The following is a 19,212-nucleotide window of genomic DNA, read 5'->3' as shown; positions in this document are numbered from 1 at the left end:
CTTCTCGCAACGACGATCGTCGACGAGCACGGAGTCCTGCCACCACCTCAACCATCCGTCGTAAGTAGAAGGAGGGGGAATGCGGCACATACAACGGCGCATCGCGCTTCTGGCGCTGCCCGCCCTGGTGGGTAGCATCCTCGTGGCGACCGGGCCTGCGGGCGCCGATCCCACCGGGCCGTCAGCCGCCACCAGCCGATCCCAATCTGAGGATCGCGAGTCGGTACGCCTCGTACAGATCAGGCTGACCGGCGCCGACATGCTGGACAAGGTGGCCGCTGCCGGCTTCGACCTTGAGCACGGCCTCCGACGCGTGCCAACCGGCATCGAAGGCGAGGCGGTGGTGACCGCCGAGCAGGTCACCGAACTCACGGCGATGGGCGTCGAGGTGCTCGCCGACGACGCGGGCTTCGCCTGGAGCGACCAGGCCGACGGCGGCATCGGCGTCGACGCCGCCGGCGCGCGGGCTGTCCAGCCGTCGAACCACCAGGCGACGGTACGCATCGCCCGCGCCGACTGGTTCACCACCAAGGGCCAGGGCTTCCTGTACGTCGAGGCGCGGACCACCGAGGGTCAGCAGGCGGACCCGATCGTCGGGATGCAGGTCGAGAACGACTCGGGCAAGGGCACCCCGTTCGGCTTCGCCCGGACGATGAGCCGGTTCGTCGACTCCGGGCAGTACATGTTCCACCGGAACCTGTTCAAGCTCGACACCCGCCCGACCAGGATCCAGGTGACGAGCTCCACTGGTGGGGTCACCACCGGCGTGGTCTCGAACTGGTTGGAGAACGCCCCGCCGCCGCTGACGGCGAACCCGTCCTACAAGTCGGACTTCGTGGACGGCTACAAGCACCCGCAGCAGCTCTACAGTCGCGCCAAGGAGATCGCCCGCCAGTACCCGGACATCGCCGAGATCGTCTACCTGCCGAACCAGACCAACGGGTACCAGCGCAAGGCGCAGGCTCAGCTCGGCGGCACCGGGCAGGCGGCGGTCGTCGCCACCTCCGCGGCGTGGGGCCACGAGGGCGGCAACGACATCACAGTGGAGTTCGTGGACCGGCCCGACGCGAACCTCCCGCTCGCGGTGGAGGTCACGGGCAAGGCGGTTCGCGTCCTGCTCGCCACGGACGCCGCCGGGGCGCCGACGAGTACGGCCACCCAGGTGGCGGACGCACTGCGGACCCGGTCCGCGGGCCTCATCGACCGGGCGCACCCGTACCGCACCAACGAGGGCAGCGGCATCGTCGCGCCGACGGCCGGCCCGGTCGCGCTGACCGACTTCCTGGACCAGAAGCGCGTCGGAGCACCGGAGGGTGAGGTGCCGCGAGGCCCGGCGACGATCCCGGTCCTGCGGATCGGCAAGCACCGTGACGGCAAGAAGCCTGGTGTCCTGATCCAGGCGCAGGACCACGCCCGCGAGTGGGTGCCGGCGACGACCAGCCTGGAGTCGGCCGAGCGCCTGGTGCACAACTACCGGTCGGACCGGGAGACGAAGAAGATCGTCGAGAACACCGACATCTTCTTCATCCTGTCCAACAACCCCGACGGGGCGAACTACAGCTTCTACAACTTCGCCTCGCAGCGTAAGAACATGACGAACCACTGCCCGGACGCCAGCGCCGATCCGGCGCAGCGGAACTCGTGGGGCGTCGACCTGAACCGGAACTACCGGGTCGGGTCGGGCCACGACGGCTACGCGGGAGGGTCGACCAACTGCGTCAGTGGCACCTACCAGGGGCCGGAGGAGCTGTCCGAGCCCGAGTCGAAGAACATCATCTGGCTGGTCGAGAAGTACTCGAACATCAAGTTCATGATGTCGGTGCACTCCAACGGCGGTCAGCTGTTCTGGCAGCCCGGCGCCTACATCGCGGACGGACGGATCACCACGCCGCGCCCGCCGCTGGGTGACGAGGCGTTCTACTGGCAGTCGGCCGCTCGGATCCTGTCGCAGGTCAAGGCGCACCGGGAAACCGTCGTCACGCCGGAGAACGTCGGCGGCTCGTCGGACGTCCTCTACTCCTCAGCGGGCAACGTGCGCGAGGACCTGTACTACACCTACGGCATCTACGCGTTCGGCTGGGAGGTCGGCGGCTCCGTCTACAACCCCGCCACCGGCAACTGGCAGGGCGGTTCGTTCCAACCCGAGTGGACGGGAAACCCGGAGCTGGTCAGTGGCCACGCCGAAACGATGGAGTACGCCAACGGCATCATGGAGATGTTCCGGGTCGCGGCGGACTGGGGCAAGGACAAGAAGGATCCGACGTCCCGGCTGATCCCCGGCGACGGGAAGTACCGCGGGCCCGTCGACGTGCGCTTCGAGACCAGCGAGCCGGCCACCATCTACTACACGACCGACGGCAGCCGGCCCACGCTTGAATCGCCCCGCTACGCGGCCACCGAGTTCCGCGAGCCGGGGCAGGTGTTCCACGTGACCGAGACGACGACGTTCCGCTGGTTCTCGGTCGACAGCGCCGGCAACATCGAGAAGAACTACGACCCGACGAAGGCGGACAAGCGCAACAACTACCGCACGGCGACGATCACCATCGCCAAGAAGTAGCGCCCTTCCCGAGGATCGTTGCCCCGTCGGTGTGGTCCAACCGCGCCGGCGGGGCGACGACGGGGATGGTCAGGGCTCGAGAAGGACCTTGATGGCGCGGCGCTCGTCCATCGCCCGGTACCCTTCGGCGGCCTCGTCGAGGGGGAGGGTGAGGTCGAAGACCTTGCCGGGGTCGATCTGCCGGGTCGCGATCAGGTCGATCAGCTCGGGCAGGAACCGGCGCACCGGGGCGGGCCCGCCGTGCAGGTGTACGTGGGAGAAGAACAGCTCATCCCCGGGCAGTTCGACGTCGTGAGCCACGCCGACGTACCCGACATGACCACCGGCCCGGGTGGCCCGGATGGCCTGCATCATCGACTCCTGGGTGCCGACCGCCTCGATGACGGAGTGTGCCCCGAGACCGTCGGTGAGGTCCTTGATGCGGGCCACGCCCTCGTCGCCGCGCTCGGTGACGATGTGGGTCGCGCCGTAGTCCGCGGCGAGCTTCTGGCGCGGCTCGTGCCGGCTCATCGCGATGATCCGTTCCGCGCCGAGCCGCTTCGCGGCCAGCACGGCGAGCAGACCGACCGCACCGTCGCCGACCACCGCGACGGTCTTGCCGGGGCCGACCTCGGCCGCCACGGCACCGAACCATCCCGTGCCGAGCACGTCGGAGGCCGCCAGGAAACCCGGGATCAGATCGTCCGAGGGAATGTCCGGCGTCGCGACCAGGGTGCCGTCGGCCAGGGGTACGCGCAGGTACTCGGCCTGGGCGCCGAGCCCGCCGACCGGCTCGCGGTGCACGCATGAGGACTGGTAGCCGGCACGGCAGATCGGGCAGGTGTTGTCGGAGGCGAAGAAGGAGCCGACGACGAACTGGCCCGGCTTGATGGTGCGGACCTCGCCGCCCACCTCCTCGACGATGCCGACGTACTCGTGGCCCATCGGCGACGGTCCCTTGACCGGCTCGACTCCCCGGTACGGCCACAGGTCCGAACCGCAGACACAGGTCGCGGAGACCTGGATGATCGCGTCGGTCGGTAGCAGGATCCTGGGATCCTCCCGCGTCTCGACCCGGACGTCGCCGGGAGCGTGCATCACGACACCACGCACAAGTTCTTCCTTCCCAGGGGCCGGACACGTCCGGCCTGTTGTTACCCGTCCAACTACCCGGGCAGGCCGTGATGATGCCGCCTCCCGGGCACGTTCGGGACGACGCTCACCACCACCGCCTTGCCGACGCTTGATTAAATCGAGAGCGGTAAATAGATTGAGGATGGGCACCGCCGTGGTCCGGGCGACCGGGCCGTCGGCGGCTGACAGGTCCACCCCGAGCCGGGCACTTCGGTCGTACGCGCCGACCAGCCGCTGTGGCGCACCTCCGCGCCGCACCCAGGGCGCGTTGTCGCGCCGCGTCCGTCCCGGACGCGCGCCGCCGCGTCGCCTCCGCTCAGCTCGATGGCAGAAGGACCCTTCATGACGATCTTCCGTGCCCGCCCCGCTCCGACCCTGGTGGTCGTCGCCGCGCTGGCCGCCGCCGTGACCGGAACGGCCCTGCTCACCGGCCCGGCCGCAGCCGCCCAGGGCTGCCGGGTCGACTACACGCCCAACCAGTGGTCCGCCGGATTCACCGCCAACATCAAGGTCGCCCCGGGCGACACAGCTGTGTCCAGTTGGACCGTCACCTGGACGTACGCCGGCGACGAGCGCGTCACGAACGGCTGGAACGCCACGGTCAGCCAGTCCGGATCGACGGTGACCGCCCGCAACGCGTCCTACAACGGCAGCATCCCGGCCGGCGGCGCGACCGAGTTCGGCGTGCAGGGCACGTTCGGCGCCAGCGGTGGCGCGCCGACCGGGTTCAGCCTGAACGGAGTGCCGTGCAACGGCGCCGCGCCGACGACGCCCCCGCCCACGACGCCCCCGCCCACGACACCTCCGCCGACGACGCCCCCGCCCACGACACCTCCGCCGACCACCGAGCCGCCGGTCGGATGCACCGGGGCGGTGCTCTGCGACGGCTTCGAGAACCAGACCGGCTCGACGCCGTCCGGTGACTGGGCCGTGGTGAGCCCGGACTGCTCCGGAGCCGGCACGGCCACCATCGACACGACCACCACGCACAGCGGCAGCCGGGCGGTCCGGATCAACGGCGCAGCGGGGTACTGCAACCACGTCTTCATCAGGTCGACGAAGAACCTCGGCAGCGTGGGCGGTGTCCGGTACGGACGGATCTGGGTGCGGCACACCACCGCCCAGCCCACCGATCACACCACGATGGTGACGATGGCCGACGCCGCCGACGGCAACAAGGACCTGCGGTTGGGCGGCCAGAACGGCGCCCTGCAGTGGAACCGCGCGTCCGACGACGCGACCCTGCCCGAGCAGAGCCCGGCGGGGGTGGCGCAGAGCCTGCCACTACCGGTCAACCGGTGGACCTGTGTGGAGTTCATGGTGGACGGCTCGGCCGGTCAGCTTCGTACGTGGCTGGACGGCACCGCTGTCACCGGACTGACCGCGGACGGCGTCCCGACGCACGACATCGACGGCCAGTGGTACAACCGCACCTGGCGACCGCAACTCACCGACCTGAAGCTGGGCTGGGAGAGCTACGGCGGCGGGGCCGACACCCTCTGGTACGACGACGTCGCGGTCGGGTCCAGCCGAATCGGCTGCTGACCCGTCGAGATCCTGCGACGGTGCATCGTCAGCGGTGCACCGTCGCGCCCACACCGCCAGAGCTCACCGATGGGGTCGGACGCCGCCGGGCGCACATCTTCCTCTGTGGTGCGGGAGGGTGCCACAATGGCAGCGGCGTCCAAGCGGTTACCGCTGGGCCCGGGGGAGGGCCTTCCGCAGGAAGCGGACGGTGGGCACGAACCCGGAGGCCGCGATGCACCTTGTTCCCGACGCTGGCGCCATCTCCAGCCTGGTTGATCTGCTCGGTGGTGTGCTGCAGTTGACCGCTGCGGTCGTCACCCTGGTGGCCGCCGTCAACGTCCGTGGGCGTCGCCCTGGTCGCGGTCGGGGCGGCGATGATGACGACGCTCGTCCGTGAGACCCGCTCCGACACGGCCGCTCGCGAGGTTGCGGCGGTCAACGGCCGGGCCTCTGGTCAGGATCGCGTCCGAAACGGGGCAAGGGTGGCGCGGATCTGCTCGCCAGCACCCCAGTCGTCGTCGAACTGGGCCAGCACGGCGAGGTGTTGTCGCAGCTGGACGACCGGCATGCGGGCCTGCCAGCCGTCGTCCAGCGAGGTCAGGTCCGCGTAGACCTGGAAGAACCGTTGTGCCTCGGGCGGGGGCGAGGTGGACCACACATGGGCGAGGTCGACCTCGGCCCACATGTACGACACGGCCGGGTCGATCAACGCGGGCTGCCCGTCCGGGGTGGCCATGATGTTCTGCGTCCACAGGTCACCGTGTGTCAGGCACGCGGGCCGGTCCGGCAGCAGGTCGGGCAGTCGGTGGCACAGCCGCTCCAGTGCCGCCCGGTCCGCCGCGTCGAGCGCCGCCTCGACGCGGGGCTCCCCGAGCCACCGAAGCAGCCGGTGCTCTGCGAAGAACGCAAACCCGTCGTCATGCCACGTGTTGACCTGGCGGCGCCGGCCCAGCCAGTTGTCGTGGTGCCATCCGAAGCGAGGATGGGTCGTGCTCGTGTGCATGCGGGCGAGCAGGTGGGCCAGCTGCTCCCAGAAGCTCTCGGTGTGCGGCCTCGGGCGCAGCACCGACAACACGAGCAGTTCCGGGTCCGCCAGGAGCACCTCGGGTGTGGCCATGCCGCCGAGTTCGCGGAGGGCGGCCAGCCCTTCGGCCTCCGCGACGAAGACCCCCTCGGCGGGCGCGTCGGCGAAGCCCTTGACGAACACCGACGGGGCGTCCCGACGGGTGGCGAGGCCCGCGAGCGCCGCGACCCCGCCCGTCACCGGCTCCACTGTGACGACCTCGCTCATCCCGGCCTGGAGCAGGCGTTCCAGCAGCGTCGTCGTCGAGCTCATCAGGACACACCTCTCATCTGCGTGCACCCCTGCCTGCGGCTGCCCGCCCCCGGCGGCCACCAGGAACCGTTGTCAGCCCGGCCTTCACGTCGATGCCAGCGTAGGCGGCCACGGTCCTGTGGACACCTGAGCGGTGTCCCGTAGGTTGGTGGTGCGAACACGTGACCGACGGTGGTGGTTGGCCTCCGTCGCCGGCCAGTGGGTCACGGACCATCCACGCAACCGAGGAGAGGCGGACCACGACATGACGGCGGTGCCTGCCGCGGATCCGGCGGTTGCTGGGCGAGGAGCGGCTGAGGAGGATCTGCGGGCGTTGTTCGGGCAGTCCACGGCCGTCTTCGCGTCGTTGACCGGCCCGGCGCATGTGGTGGAGACGGCGAACCGGGCCTTCTTCGAGACCATCGGTCAGGAACGGGTCCGCACCGGGGTCGCGCTCGTGGACGTGATGCCCGAGCTGGCCGATCAGGGCTACATCGCTCTGCTGGATCAGGTCTACCGCACGGGCGAGGCATACGTCGGCCGTGACATCCGGGTCGTGCTGGGCATCGGCCCGCAGGCCCGGGAGGCCTTCTTCGATGTCTCCTACGAGCCGCGTCGAAACGCAGCCGGCACGGTGACCGGGATCCGCGTGCTCGGCGTGGAGACCACCCAGGTCAAGCACGCCCAACGGTTGATGACCGAACACCGCGCCCTGCTGGAGCAGATCGCCCGCCAGGCGCCCCTGACCGAGGTGCTCGACGGGATGGCTCGCTGTATCGAGAATCTGGCACCGCAGGAGGTGCTCGTCTCGGTGCTGCTCGCCGATGCCGACGGCCGGCACCTGCGCCACGGCGCCGCCCCCAGCCTGCCCGCCTTCTACAACCAGGCCATCGACGGCATCGCCACCGGCGAAGGCGTCGGCTCCTGCGGCACCGCCGCCCACCGCCGGGAACCGGTGATCGTCACCGACATCACCACCGACCCGTTCTGGAACGACTTTCGGGATCTGGCCGACCGGGCCGGTCTGGCGGCCTGCTGGTCCACTCCCATCCTGGCTCGCGACGGCGGCCTGCTGGGCACCTTCGCCATGTACCACCGCACCCCGCGCGTCCCACAGGACTCGGACCTCGCTCTCACCCGGGTCTTCGCCGGCACCGCGGCCCTGGCCATCGAACGCCACCACATCGAACAGGCGAAGACGGCCGCCGAAGCACGCGCCAGGGCGGCTCACGACGAGCTGACCAGGGTGCTACGCGTGGAACGGGAACTGCGCGCCGAGGCCGAGCAGCGTGCTGCCGCCTCCGCAGAACTCGCCGCGCGGATGCGTGCCGCCGCAGCCGCGCAGGCTGCTCTGCCACACCCGGAGCACTGCCAGCTCGGCGATGCTCCCGCCTGCACCGCACCCGCCGAGATCAAGATCGCTGATTCGTGGGGTGACTCGGCATGGGGCTGTACCGCGCACGTCGAGGAGGCCCTTCTCAACGTGCGCTCGGTGTTCATCGCCAGCGAGGAACTCGGCGGCCTGGCCGCCTACCTCAACCGCTGACGAGGTCTGCGACAGCCGGCACCTGGCTGGCCCGGCCGCCGCCCTGATCCCTGGTCAGGAACTATGGGCTGCCACGTTGATGACGTTGCCGTCCGGAGCGCGGACGAAGAACCGCCGCACTCCCCAGGGCTCAGTGGTCAGCGGGTGGACGATCGCGTAACCGAGGCGCTGTGCCTCCGCGTAGGCGCCGTCCACGTCGTCCACCTGCACCGAGATGACCGAATCCTCCGGTGCGGACGCGTCGCCGGAGACGAGCTGCACGCTCGCGCCGCTGTCGGGCGAGGTGTAGCGGGCCACCCAGCCCAGGTTGAACTCCTCGTTGCTCAACCCGAGGTAGTCGCTGTAGAAGCCCTTGGCGGCGCTGATGTCAGGCACCGGAAGGTTGGCCAGGACGCGGACGACGCGCACGCGGACCTCCTGCTTCGAGTTGTGGAATCCGCTCATCATCCTGCGTCGTGCGTCCATACCTGCTCATCGCCGCGCGGGGAGTCGGGAGGCAGCGCCGCGGTGGGCCCGCAACGTGCGCGTACCCACCGCCCTTCACCGAGTACGCGAGGGCCAGCCTCTCAACACCAGGTCAGCGTCGAGTTGACCCGGGTGACGTTGCTGATGGTGTTGTTGGTGCCGCCGCAGGGGCTTTGGGTGATGTTGGTGCCGCTGACGGTCAGGTTCTGCAACCGGATGCCGGAGGAGATCGGGAATTCCGTCCGCGACGCGATCCTGATCTCGCCGCCGCCGGTCACCGTTCCGGACACCCCGGCGATGACGACGTTGTAGCAGTTCTCCACCAGGATCGAGTTGTTCCCCGTGTTCGAGATCGTCACCCGGTCGATGACCGCGCCACCGGACTCGGACACGCAGAAGATCCCGCGGCCACCACCGGACGCGATCACGGTTCCGACCCGGATGTTCGTCGGATACGAGTTGCCCACCCGGCCGTTGCGGTTGGCCATCCGGAACGCCGCGTACCCGGTGCCGGCACCGGCGCCCTGCGCGTCGACCGTGCCGACCGTGGCGTTGATCGTGTCGTTGAGCAGCAGGCCAGAGTCCCGGGTGTTCCGCGCCGTGACAGTTCCGATCGTCAAACCGTCCACGCCGTACGTCTCCACCCCGTGGCTACCGCTCCCCGACACGTACACGGTGTCGATGCGGACGTTGCGCACCTTCACCGACCGATCGCCACCGTGATTGTCGATACGCACGCCCAGCCCGGCGGAGAGCCGCATGTCGATCTGCCCAAGAGTCAGGTTGTTCACGTTGCGCATGAAGATCCCGTACAACGGCGACCCGGTCAGCGTCAGGTTCTGCACCTCGACATCCGTGGTCCCCCGCGAATACACCGGCGCCTGATCACCCGAGCCCGACCCGGTCACGCTGATCGTGCCGCACACCGCCAGCGTCGTGTACGACGGCAACGACAACCGCGAACCCGCGCTCACCGAACCGGAGCCACGAACCACGACCCGCTGCTTCGCCGTCCGACCCGCCGACAGTGAATTGACCGCCGCCTGCATCGCGGACAACATGCTCGAACCCGAATAGAGCGTCGACGAGCCGTTACGGGCCGTCCAGGTGCTCCCGCTCAGCACGGCCTCGGCGTTGGTCGACCCGCTGCCGCAGCCGGGTGGCGTGCTGCCCCCGTTGCCCACCTGGACCATCTGCCACTGCTGGTTCGCACCGTTCTGATCGGTGTACTGACTGATGCGGCCGCCGTCAGCGGTGGACCGCTCCCAGACCTCGACTGCCTTGCCGGAGTGGCGGTTGATCAGCCGGACATGACCGCCGTCGGAATCGAGCACCTGGAACTGCTGGTTGGTGGCGTTGAGATCCGGCCACTGGCGGTACTCGGCGCCGTCGGCGGCGCTCCACTCCCAGAGGTCGACGACCTTGCCGCTGTGCCGAGCCTTGAGGCGGTAGTAGCCACTGCCGGACGAGACGAACTGGAACTGTTGCCACGCGCCGTCGTTGCGGGACCACTGCTGGATCACCGCGCCGTCCGCCGTCGACGTGTCCGCGACGTCGAGCACCTTGCCGCTGTGCCGGTTGACCAGAACGTAGTAGGCGCTGGTGTCGATGGTCGCCGCCTGTGCCGGCGGCGCGCCGACCAGCACAGCGCCGACGGCACCGACCAGCGCGGTGATCATGGCCAGAACCAGGCCGGTACGCCGGTCGCGGTGGATCGGGCCGTGGCTGGACGGTCTTCTCGTGATGGTGGGGGTCATCGGTGCTCCTGGCTCGATGGGGGAGTGGTCCCGCGGCTATTCCAGGTGGAAGGTGGCGGAGGCGCGCTCGGCGCTCGTGGTCACCGCTTCCAGGTAGAGCAGTCCGTCGCGGTGGCGCACGTACCGGCCGGGGAAGTTCTGTGACTCCAGGGAGACCCCGGTGCTGGCAGCCAGGCCGGATTGGCGGTGGAAGCTCGCGTCGCCGCCGAAGAGCGACGAGCCGTCGCTCCGTTCGACATACAGGGCGTAGCCACGGTGACGCAGGTAGTACCCCGGGAAGTTGGTCGACTCCAACGACACTGTCCCGCCCCCGGCGAGGCCGCTGACGATGCGGAACTGCGAGTCGGCCAGGTTGGCCACGTTGGGCTCGACCCGGGCCCGATAGTCGTAGTGCCGGATGTAGCTGCTGGTCAGATCGTGTGAACGCAGCCGCACCGGTGTGGCCCCGTCGGGCACCGGGATGCCGAAGTTCGGGGTGCCGTCGGCGTTCCAGTACAGCTTCTGCAGCCTCGTCCGCCGGTTCGGATCGTTGAGCGGATCGCCGCTGATGTCACGGTAGTTGCGGTCGTGATAGACCAGGATGTCGCTCTGCCCATCCTCGGAGACGGTGAACGAGTTGTGGCCGGGGCCGTACTGACCGGTGGCGGCGTTGCTGGCGAACACCGGGTTGGGGCTCTTGCTCCAGGCGGCGGCGTCGAGCAGGTTGGCGGTGGCCGAGGCGCTCAGCATCCCGAGGCAGTAGTTGGCGTCCGTGGCGCTGGCCGAGTAGGTCAGGAAGATGCGGCCGTTGCGTTGGATCACCGCCGGTCCCTCGGCGACCCGGTAGCCGCGGGTCTCCCAGTCGTACGTCGGCACGACGAGTCGCGTCACCGTGCCGGTGATCTGCCACGGGTTGGCACCCATCCGGGCGAGGTAGACGTTGGAGTTGTTGGAGATGCCCGGCTCCTGCTGCGCCCAGGTCAGATAACGCACTCCGTTGGCGACGAAGGTCGACGCGTCGAGGCTGAACGTGTCCCACGGTGTCATGATCCGACCACGTTCGGTCCACGACCCGGTCAGCGGATTCGCGCTGGAGTTCTCCAACACGTACATGCGGATCCGCCACACGTCGTCGGTGCGGCCCGCGGCGAAGTAGACGTACCACCGGTTGTTGATGAAATGGATCTCCGGCGCCCAGATGTGGGCGCCCATCTCGCCGCTGGTGTGCCGGTTCCAGATCGTGGTTTCCGCCGCCGTGGCCAGGCCCTGGAGGGTGGTCGCACGTCGCAGCACGATCCGGTCGTACTGCGGCACCGTCGCGGTCATGTAGTAGTAGCCGTCGGTGTGCCGGACGATGTGCGGGTCGGCCCTCTGGTTCACCAGCGGGTTGGTGTAGTTGACCGCCGGTGCGGCGTGCGCCGGCCCGGCCGCCGGCAGGCCGGCTGCCACGGCGAGCACCACCAACACCGCGGCCACGACCGACCGTAGACGTCGGCGGCCGGCAGGCCCCCGGCCGGTTGCCGGGCGGGCAAACGGATCGGTTGGGTGGAGTGGCAGCGGCATCTGTCCTCCGTACGGTTGGTGAGCGACTCATCGGCGCAGGTGGTGCCGGCCGGTGGCGTCGTGGCCGATCAGGTCGACGCCGAGCAGCACGTGGGACCGGAACCGGCCGCGACGCCCGGGTGACGGCGCCGCCAGCCTGCGGCGCCCCGCCGGGGTCGATGCGCGAGTGAATCGCGAGATATGACGGTGGCGTTGCGCCCAGGTTGCGGTCTCAGTGTTGGCGCTAACATCGACAGGTGTCAAGGTGTCTGGTTGGCGCCCGAGATGTACTCGTCGAACGCGGCAACCTCTTCGTCGGTAATGTGAGGGCGATGTCGTTGAGGTCGAAACCACCCTCCGGCACACCAAGCGCACCTGCGGCCCCGGCTCGCGCCATGGACAGCACCTCACGCGTCCGGCGGGTACGACCGACCTCCACATCGCCATCGGGCCCGTCGATCAGCACGACGTAGGAACGGTCCGCCAGGTGGCGCACCCGTGCACGCACTCTTTTCGGTTGGTCGCCCATCCGCTGATAGTGCCCTTTGCGCACCAGGCGCGTCACGGGGAGCCGCGGTGGCGCAAATGGGCGCGGTCCGGGATATCCTTGCCGCATATGGCTACCTTTCGCAGCGCCTCAGTGCTCCTTTCGTCGGATGGCACCAGGACCCCCGGCACCGCCGCTCTCTTCGCCGAGCCCGCCCGCAGGGGCGGGGTCCCGCCGTGGGCAGGTGACTTCCGACCTGCCAACAGCGCCGGCAACGGCCCCAAGAACGCGGTCGGGAAGACCTTCACGTTGGAGCTGCCCGACGGCAGCACCGGCAAGGTCGTCGTTCAGGGCCTCAAGAGCGGAAAGGGAGGCGTCGTTCTGGCGCTGATGGGCCAGGACGCACCCCCTTTCTGAGCAAGACTGCTACCCACCGGCTGGTCAGCGACCTGCCGATGCCAATGCGTCCGGACAGCGTCCGGACGCATTGCCGTACCCGTGGCGGGGCGGTCCTGGCCGGTGACGTTCCGCCGGCCAGGTCGCCAGTCAGCGGCGGCCGGTGGCCAGAGCGACGAGATACTGGCCGCCGCCCGCGTCGACGCTCGCGGTCACCGGCAGCCCGGGCACCAGCCGGGAAAACCGGTCGACCAGCCAGTCCGCCGCCTCCTGGGCGTCCTTCCTGCTCGGGCAACGGGCCACCAACTCCCGGCCGCCCTTGCGCTCAAGCCTCTCGGCGACGGTGATCAGCGGCGCGGGCTCCACCACGTGCAGACGGTCCGGCCAGGCGATGACCACCTTGACGGCGCCCTTGCCGGTGTTGCAGGCGCGGTGCGCAAGCCGTTCGACGACCTTGGCCTTCTTGTCGGCGGTGCGGCTGTCGACGCTGGGCCCACGCGGGTCGTTCACCGACATGTCAGCGTCGACCGGCTCGTCGCACACCCAGCATCGCCAGTTGTCACGCCGCGCGACGTCATCGAGAAGACTCATCCGAGCAAACTAGCCTGTCAGCCCCCGGCCAACGACAGACGGAGCCCTCGGCGCGGTCGCACTGCTCCTTCAGGGGGCCTGCTCATCCACGGGCGTCGTGCTGGTTGCTGAGATTCCTTCACGAGCGTAGGAAGAACACCACCTGCGTCGAAGGAGATGCGTGTGACCACAATCAGAGGGCTCCGTCTCGCCGTGTCCGTGCTGGTGACCGCGGCCACCGTCCTGTTCGGGGCGTCGGCCGCCGCGGCACCGCCCGCCACTCCTGCACCGACCGGGCAGCAGGCCTGCGACCCGATCGACCCGACGGCCTGCCTGCTGCCCTTCCCGAACGACTACTTCACCGTGCCGGACCGGACCAGCCCCACCGGTAAGCGGGTGCGGCTCGCGACCGCCGCGATGCCCGCCAACGTGCAGGGGACCCCGATCGACCCGACGGAATGGAACCGGCAGGACGGGTTCAGCCCGGGCTCGCCGATCCTGGTGCGAGTGCCCGGCCTCGACGCCACGACGACCGGGATCGCGCCGGTCACCGACATCGGCCGCTCGCTGGCGCCGGACGCGCCGATCGTGCTGATCAACGCGCGGACCGGTGAGCGCACGCCGTACTGGGCCGAGCTGGACGCGCACGCGACCGGCGAGCCCGACCGGCAGGTGCTGATCATCCGACCTGCGGTGGCGCTGACCGAGGGCACCCGCTACGTCGTCGGCCTGCGCGGCATGCGCGACGGCAACGGGGCGTCGATCCCGGCACCGAAGGCGTTCAGGGCGTACGTGACCGGTGCCGGCCACAGCCATCGGGACAGCCGTGCGCCGCAGATGAAACGGATCCTCGCCGACCTGACCCGCACGGGGGTCAAGCGGCACAGCCTCTACCTGGCCTGGGACTTCACGGTGGCCAGCCGGCAGGGTCTGACCGGGCGGATGCTGGCGGTCCGCGACAGCGCGTTCGCCAGCCTCCGTCGAGCCGCACCGTCGTTCACCGTCACCCAGGTGACCGACTACCCACCGGAGCAGGAGCCGCTGATCGCCCGGCAGGTGACCGGCACCATCGGCGTACCGTCCTATCTGACCGGCGACGGCGGGCCGGGCTCCCGGCTTCACTACGGGCCCGCTGGCGGCACCGGGACGCCGCAGACACCGAACGCCCTGCCCACGCCGTCCGGCGCGACGATCGCGGCGGACTTCGTCTGCAACATCCCGCGCAGCGCCTCCGCCGCGAAGCCGGCACACCTGTCGCTCTACGGCCATGGCCTGCTCGGCAAGCCGACCGAGATCAACGCCGGCAACGTCAGGACGATGTCGAACACCCACAACTTCACCTTCTGCGCGACCAGTTGGATCGGCATGGCCGCCGGTGACGTCCCCTACGTGGCCGGTGCCTTCACCGACCTCAGCGCCTTTCCCGCCGTGGCGGACCGGTTGCAGCAGAGCTTCCTGAACTTCCTGTTCCTGGGCCGCGCGATGATCCACCCGGGCGGGTTCGCCGCCCACCCGGCGTTCCGGGACGTCACCGCACGACCGCTGATCAACCTGGCCGGCGGGCTGCACTACGACGGCAACAGCCAGGGTGGCATCAACGGTGGCGCCCTCACCGCCATCGCCCAGGACTGGACCCGCTCGGTGCTCGGCGTACCGGCGATGAACTACTCCACGCTGCTGCAACGCAGCGTGGACTTCGCCCCGTTCCAGTCGGTCATGGACGGCTACTACCCGGACAAGGTCGACCAACAGCTGATCCTCGCGCTGCTGCAGATGTTGTGGGACCGGTCCGAGGCCAACGGGTACGCCCAGCACATGACCGACCGGCCATTGCCCGGCACCCCACCGCACCAGGTCCTGATGCACGTGGCCTTCGGTGACCAGCAGGTCTCGCCCGCCGCAGCGGAGGTCCAGGCGCGCACCATCGGGGCTCGCCTGCACACACCCGCGCTCGCCGACGGTTGGTCATCGGACGTGCGTCCGTACTGGGGCATCGCGCCGATCCGCCGCTACCCGTACACCGGCTCGGCGCTCGTGATCTGGAACAGCGGCGCGGCGTACGCGCCACCGACGACGAACCTCGCCCCGGCCGGGCCGGAGTACGGGGAGGACCCGCACGAGTTCCCACGGGCGCAGGCCGGAGCCCAGAGACAGAAGGCCGCCTTCCTGCTCACCGGCAAGGTCATCGACGTCTGCGCGCGGACGCCCTGCCCGTGACCCGCTCTGCCGCCCCGCGGGGCGCGAACCTTTGACGTCACGCGCCGCCCACCGCAGATCCGCGGCGCGTTCGTGGGTGTCCTAGGCGAAGCGGTCCGCGAGCTTCGTCAGCTTGGCGACGTACGCCGACCAGTCGTAGTCGTCCGGGATGTTGGTGTTGTCGTGCCGCAGGCCGATCGCCGAGTCGTGCTGCTCGCGGATGATGTCGGCATGCCCTGCATGACGGGCGAGGTCGCAGGTCACGTGGATGATGATCCGCTGCAGCGTCACGTCCTGCCGGCCTGGGCGCCACCACGGCACCTGCCCCGGCGCGTCGAGCGGCAGCTGGTCGATCGTCTGGTCGGCGAACACCCCGACCCGGCGATACAGATCGATCAGGCCGTCCTTCGTCTCGTCCTCGCTCGCGTACCAGTCTGCCTGTGGGTCCTCGTCGAACGCCTGCATGGGGACGAGTTCCTCCGGCGTCGGGAACTCGCGCCCGAAGGTGGGCCCGAAGTAGCCGGCTTCGACATTGAGGCAGTGCTTGATGATGCCCAGCAGGTTGGTGCCGGTCGCGGTGCGGGGCATTCTCGCATCGCGTTCGCTCAGCCCGTCGAGCTTCCAGATCAGGTCGTCGCGATTTTCCTTCAGGTAGAGGTGCAGCGCAGCTTTCGCATCGCTCAAGTCAGCCATGTCCGCCAGTCTTCCTCAGGGCTGCGCCACCGTGGGGGGCGACGTTTGCAAGATTAGAAGGGGGCGGGTGCGGGCGGCAACGCATCGAGAGCATGTCCGCGTAGCGCCACAGCTGCTCCCGGGCCCGCGTCGCGTGCCAAGACTCGTGGCCGTCAACCTCGGAGCCGGGCTCTGAGCACGTCGACCTCGCAGCCCGGCGAGGACGGGTCGAAGCCGTGCTCGACCAGCCAGCGGATCGCCAGCAGGCTGCGCAACGACCACCATCCACGGATCACGTCGAGGTCGACCTCGGTGCCGTAGCCGGCGACGACGTCGCCAAGGCGCTCCTCGTGCCCGAGCGTCAAGCTGGCGAGGTCGTACAGGGCGTCGCCCCGGCCCGCCTCGGACCAGTCGATGACGCCGGTGATCTCGTCACCGCTGACGAACACGTGGCTGATCTGCAGGTCGCCGTGCGTGAACACGGGTGTCCACGGCCGGAGCGCGGCGTCGGCGACCTGGCGGTTGCGGGCGACCAGGTCGGTGGGAAGGACGCCGTTCGTGACCAGCCACTGGCATTCGCGGTCGAGGTGCGACGCGATCTCGTCGAGGCTCCGTCCGGGCCACGGTGGCAGCGGGGCGTCGTGCAGCATCCGCACGCTGGCGCCCGCCGCGGCCCACGCCGCCGGCGACGCCGTCGACGGCTCGCCGAGGCGGCCGAGCGCCGTCCCGGGCACGGCGGCGAGCGCGAGTACGGGCGGCTTTCGCCACCGGACCTCCGGAGTAGGGATCGGCGCCAGAACCATCGCTTCGACCTCGACGTCGGTGCGCGTCTGATCGCCATCGATCTTCAGGAACACGTCACCGACGCGCATGGTCACGCGCTCATGGTGGGCGACGACGACCTCGACCTGCTGCACGTTCGGCATTATCGCGAGGGTTGACCAGCGATGTCACCGGCTTTACCGGGTACGCCTGACCACGTCGCCGTCCGGCGGTGGTGCTCACCCCAGGAGCGCCCGGATGACGTCGGGCCGGTTCAGGGCCGCGACACACCACGCGAAGTGACCGTCCCCGCCCTCGGCGTCGTAGGCGTTCGCGGTGATCAGCGAGTAGGCCGCGCGGTAGACGAGAAGCGCCTGCCGCGGGTAGCCCAGGCGCTCCTCGATCTGCGCGTAGAGGCCACGTTCGGTGTCCAGGGCATGCTCGCCGTACATGTCGAAGATCGAGGCCGCGACGGAGGCGTCGAACACCGGGTCACCCTCGGTCGTGAGGAAGCCCCAGTCGAGTACGGCGGCAGGGCCGCCGGCGTCGTTCACGAGGATGTTGCCGGGGATCATGTCGCCGTGGACGACCGAGCGTCGTCCGCTGTCGACGTCCCGCAGCCGGTCCTGCAACGCGTCCAGCTTCCTGTCGAGGTCCTCGACCGCCGGGTCGAGGACCTGTCGGAATCGGGCGACGCGACGCGTGGCCAGTGCGTAAAGGGCGTCAGGGAAAGCGTCGTCCGCCTCGTGGAGCGGCATCGTCTCGTCCAGGACCGACAGCTTCCGAGCCTCGGGCAAGGGCCCGCTTGCCCCCAGTTGGGCCAACACGTCGACGAACGCCGACCTGGCCTCGTCGAGGGTGAGGCGACCCTCTTTCCGCGCTTCGGTCATGGTCCTGCCGGCCAGCCGTCGGGGAGCCTCGCCACCCGTCCACTGGTGCAGGAGTCGGGTCAGTTCGACGTCGGTCGGGCTGTGCATCAGGTTGCCATCGCTAACTGTCGTCGGGTCGGACGCTGCTCGCGAGGTGGCCGCTCTGCGGGCGCAGTACCCGGGGGTGGCCTGGCACAGCTACGGCGCGGGGAGGTCCGGGCCCTCCCCGCGCCGCCACCACCATGCGCTTGATCGGCGCGCTGGTCAGGTGTGCGCGCGGCGCACCATCTCGTTGATCCAGGTGGGCGCGTACGGAGACGTGCAGCCCGGGGATGTCGGGTAGTCCTTGAGCACCGCCAGACGTTCGCCGATGTCGATCGCGCGAGCGCGGTGCGCGGCGTGCTCGATCCCGATCTGGGCCAGGCAGTGGTTCATCGCCCACTGGAGGCGATCCGGCGCGTCCTTCATCTCGCTCTCGATGAGGTCGAGCAGCCCCGGCAGGTCGAGGCTCTCGGGCTTCTTCGTCACGCGCTCGGTGGTCAGCGCCCAGCCGGCGCTCGCGACCACCGGGTCCGGGTCGGCACACCAGGCCAGGCGCAGCTCCTCGGCGTGCGCGCTCTTCTTCACCACGTAGTTCACGAGCCAGTCGTGCACCTTGGGCGCGCGTGCCTCGCGCAGCATGACGTCCAGCTCGGCACGCTCGAACGCCCTGGGACGGCAGATCAGGAGCGCCAGCAGTCTCGCCGCGGTGTCGCCGGTCCTCCAGAGCTGGCGGGCGAGTTCCTGCTGCGTCTTGAGCCGCTTGGCGACAGCACGAAGCTTGCCGAGGTGCACACCGTGGTCGTCACCGTGTTTCGCGTTCACCTCGCGTGCCCGGTGGTCCTCCAGCCCGGCCAGTTCGGCCATCACCTCGGCCAGCACCGTGTCGGTCGGCGTCGTCGCGGTCACCGCAGCCTCCAGCTGTTCGGGTGTGAGATGCACCTTACGACGCAGTGGACCGGTGATGACCTGCGGCTGGTCGGTTCCTGCCGCGCGTGGCCCATCGAATGGCACAGTGATGTCCATGGACAGGACGCACGTCAACGAATGGCTCACCGCGTACGAGCGGCTGTGGCGGACGCCCGGCACGGACGCCCTGGTAACTCTCTTCACCGAGGATGCGAGCTACCAGCAGGGGCCCTACTGGACACCTGTCGTCGGTCTGCCGGCCATCGCCCAGATGTGGGAGAAACAGCGCAAAGGCCCCGACGAGGTGTTCCGGATGACCAGCGAGATCGTCGCGGTCGACGGTGACACCGCCGTGTCGCGCCACGAGGTCCGCTACGGCGACCCGGTCGAGCAGGAGTACCGCGACCTGTGGGTCATGCGGTTCGCCGAGGACGGACGTTGCCGGTCGTTCGAGGAGTGGCCGTTCTGGCCGGGACAGCAGCCGGCCAACCCTCCGGACGGTTCGTGA

The 19,212-nt window shown here is 69.5% G+C and carries 17 protein-coding genes; 7 read left to right on the top strand and 10 right to left on the bottom strand.

What is annotated here, in order from left to right; all coding sequences use genetic code 11:
• The first annotated feature begins 79 nt into the window (after nucleotides 1-79).
• Nucleotides 80-2,560: a M14 family metallopeptidase gene (locus CLT68_RS26220; RefSeq protein WP_099854923.1), complete on the top strand. Its 2,481-nt coding sequence runs from the start codon at nucleotides 80-82 to the stop codon at nucleotides 2,558-2,560.
• 69 nt (nucleotides 2,561-2,629) lie between these two features.
• Here the strand turns inward: CLT68_RS26220 and CLT68_RS26215 are convergent, their stop codons facing one another.
• Nucleotides 2,630-3,652, bottom strand: coding sequence for a zinc-dependent alcohol dehydrogenase family protein (locus tag CLT68_RS26215; protein WP_099854921.1), 1,023 nt, complete (start codon nucleotides 3,650-3,652; stop codon nucleotides 2,630-2,632).
• Nucleotides 3,653-4,015: 363 nt separating this feature from the next.
• Between CLT68_RS26215 and CLT68_RS26210 the strand changes: the two genes are divergently transcribed.
• On the top strand, nucleotides 4,016-5,218 hold the full coding sequence (locus CLT68_RS26210; RefSeq protein WP_099854919.1) for a cellulose-binding domain-containing protein: 1,203 nt from the start codon (nucleotides 4,016-4,018) through the stop codon (nucleotides 5,216-5,218).
• A 190-nt stretch (nucleotides 5,219-5,408) separates the two neighbouring features.
• Nucleotides 5,409-5,597 (top strand): hypothetical protein, encoded by a 189-nt coding sequence (locus tag CLT68_RS26205; RefSeq protein ID WP_088948915.1) that lies wholly within the window; start codon nucleotides 5,409-5,411, stop codon nucleotides 5,595-5,597.
• Nucleotides 5,598-5,654: 57 nt separating this feature from the next.
• Here CLT68_RS26205 and CLT68_RS26200 read toward each other — a convergent pair whose 3' ends face one another.
• Complete coding sequence (locus CLT68_RS26200; RefSeq protein WP_099854917.1) at nucleotides 5,655-6,536, bottom strand: fructosamine kinase family protein; 882 nt, start codon at nucleotides 6,534-6,536, stop codon at nucleotides 5,655-5,657.
• A gap of 244 nt (nucleotides 6,537-6,780) precedes the next feature.
• Here CLT68_RS26200 and CLT68_RS26195 point away from each other — a divergent pair, with 244 nt between their 5' ends.
• Nucleotides 6,781-8,061 (top strand): GAF domain-containing protein, encoded by a 1,281-nt coding sequence (locus CLT68_RS26195; RefSeq protein ID WP_099857655.1) that lies wholly within the window; start codon nucleotides 6,781-6,783, stop codon nucleotides 8,059-8,061.
• A 54-nt stretch (nucleotides 8,062-8,115) separates the two neighbouring features.
• On the opposite strand, the gene CLT68_RS26190 is transcribed toward CLT68_RS26195, so the two are convergent.
• The 3 genes from CLT68_RS26190 to CLT68_RS26180 all read right to left on the bottom strand — a co-directional run bounded on the left by CLT68_RS26190 (nucleotide 8,116) and on the right by CLT68_RS26180 (nucleotide 11,738).
• Nucleotides 8,116-8,526, bottom strand: coding sequence for a VOC family protein (locus tag CLT68_RS26190; RefSeq protein ID WP_199177150.1), 411 nt, complete (start codon nucleotides 8,524-8,526; stop codon nucleotides 8,116-8,118).
• A 101-nt stretch (nucleotides 8,527-8,627) separates the two neighbouring features.
• Nucleotides 8,628-10,283 (bottom strand): RICIN domain-containing protein, encoded by a 1,656-nt coding sequence (locus CLT68_RS26185; RefSeq protein ID WP_099854915.1) that lies wholly within the window; start codon nucleotides 10,281-10,283, stop codon nucleotides 8,628-8,630.
• A gap of 36 nt (nucleotides 10,284-10,319) precedes the next feature.
• Nucleotides 10,320-11,738 (bottom strand): family 43 glycosylhydrolase, encoded by a 1,419-nt coding sequence (locus CLT68_RS26180; protein WP_255508936.1) that lies wholly within the window; start codon nucleotides 11,736-11,738, stop codon nucleotides 10,320-10,322.
• Between the two features lie 682 nt (nucleotides 11,739-12,420).
• On the opposite strand from CLT68_RS26180, the gene CLT68_RS26175 reads away from it, so the two are divergent.
• Nucleotides 12,421-12,708: a hypothetical protein gene (locus CLT68_RS26175; protein ID WP_218906239.1), complete on the top strand. Its 288-nt coding sequence runs from the start codon at nucleotides 12,421-12,423 to the stop codon at nucleotides 12,706-12,708.
• A 129-nt stretch (nucleotides 12,709-12,837) separates the two neighbouring features.
• Here CLT68_RS26175 and CLT68_RS26170 read toward each other — a convergent pair whose 3' ends face one another.
• The gene (locus tag CLT68_RS26170) at nucleotides 12,838-13,278 is read right to left on the bottom strand and encodes a hypothetical protein (protein WP_099854911.1); all 441 of its coding nucleotides are present in this window, start codon (nucleotides 13,276-13,278) and stop codon (nucleotides 12,838-12,840) included.
• A 162-nt stretch (nucleotides 13,279-13,440) separates the two neighbouring features.
• Here CLT68_RS26170 and CLT68_RS26165 point away from each other — a divergent pair, with 162 nt between their 5' ends.
• Entirely contained in the window at nucleotides 13,441-15,474 is a 2,034-nt protein-coding gene (locus tag CLT68_RS26165) for a hypothetical protein (RefSeq protein ID WP_099857651.1), read from the top strand.
• Nucleotides 15,475-15,555: 81 nt separating this feature from the next.
• Here CLT68_RS26165 and CLT68_RS26160 read toward each other — a convergent pair whose 3' ends face one another.
• The 4 genes from CLT68_RS26160 to CLT68_RS26145 form a co-directional block, all read right to left on the bottom strand.
• The gene (locus CLT68_RS26160) at nucleotides 15,556-16,146 is read right to left on the bottom strand and encodes a DinB family protein (protein WP_099854909.1); all 591 of its coding nucleotides are present in this window, start codon (nucleotides 16,144-16,146) and stop codon (nucleotides 15,556-15,558) included.
• A 152-nt stretch (nucleotides 16,147-16,298) separates the two neighbouring features.
• Nucleotides 16,299-17,051, bottom strand: coding sequence for a phosphotransferase (locus tag CLT68_RS26155; RefSeq protein WP_199177149.1), 753 nt, complete (start codon nucleotides 17,049-17,051; stop codon nucleotides 16,299-16,301).
• A 75-nt stretch (nucleotides 17,052-17,126) separates the two neighbouring features.
• On the bottom strand, nucleotides 17,127-17,864 hold the full coding sequence (locus CLT68_RS26150; protein ID WP_099854908.1) for a phosphotransferase: 738 nt from the start codon (nucleotides 17,862-17,864) through the stop codon (nucleotides 17,127-17,129).
• A gap of 156 nt (nucleotides 17,865-18,020) precedes the next feature.
• Nucleotides 18,021-18,662 carry a DNA alkylation repair protein gene (locus CLT68_RS26145; protein WP_199177277.1) on the bottom strand — a complete coding sequence of 214 codons (642 nt, stop codon included), beginning with the start codon at nucleotides 18,660-18,662 and terminating at the stop codon, nucleotides 18,021-18,023.
• Between the two features lie 157 nt (nucleotides 18,663-18,819).
• Between CLT68_RS26145 and CLT68_RS26140 the strand changes: the two genes are divergently transcribed.
• A complete protein-coding gene (locus CLT68_RS26140; RefSeq protein WP_088948906.1) occupies nucleotides 18,820-19,212 on the top strand; it encodes a YybH family protein in 393 nt (130 codons plus the stop codon).

Source organism: Micromonospora sp. CNZ299 (assembly GCF_002754415.1).
The sequence above is the reverse complement of the archived record's forward strand: the minus strand, read 5'-3'. Positions and strand labels throughout refer to the sequence as shown.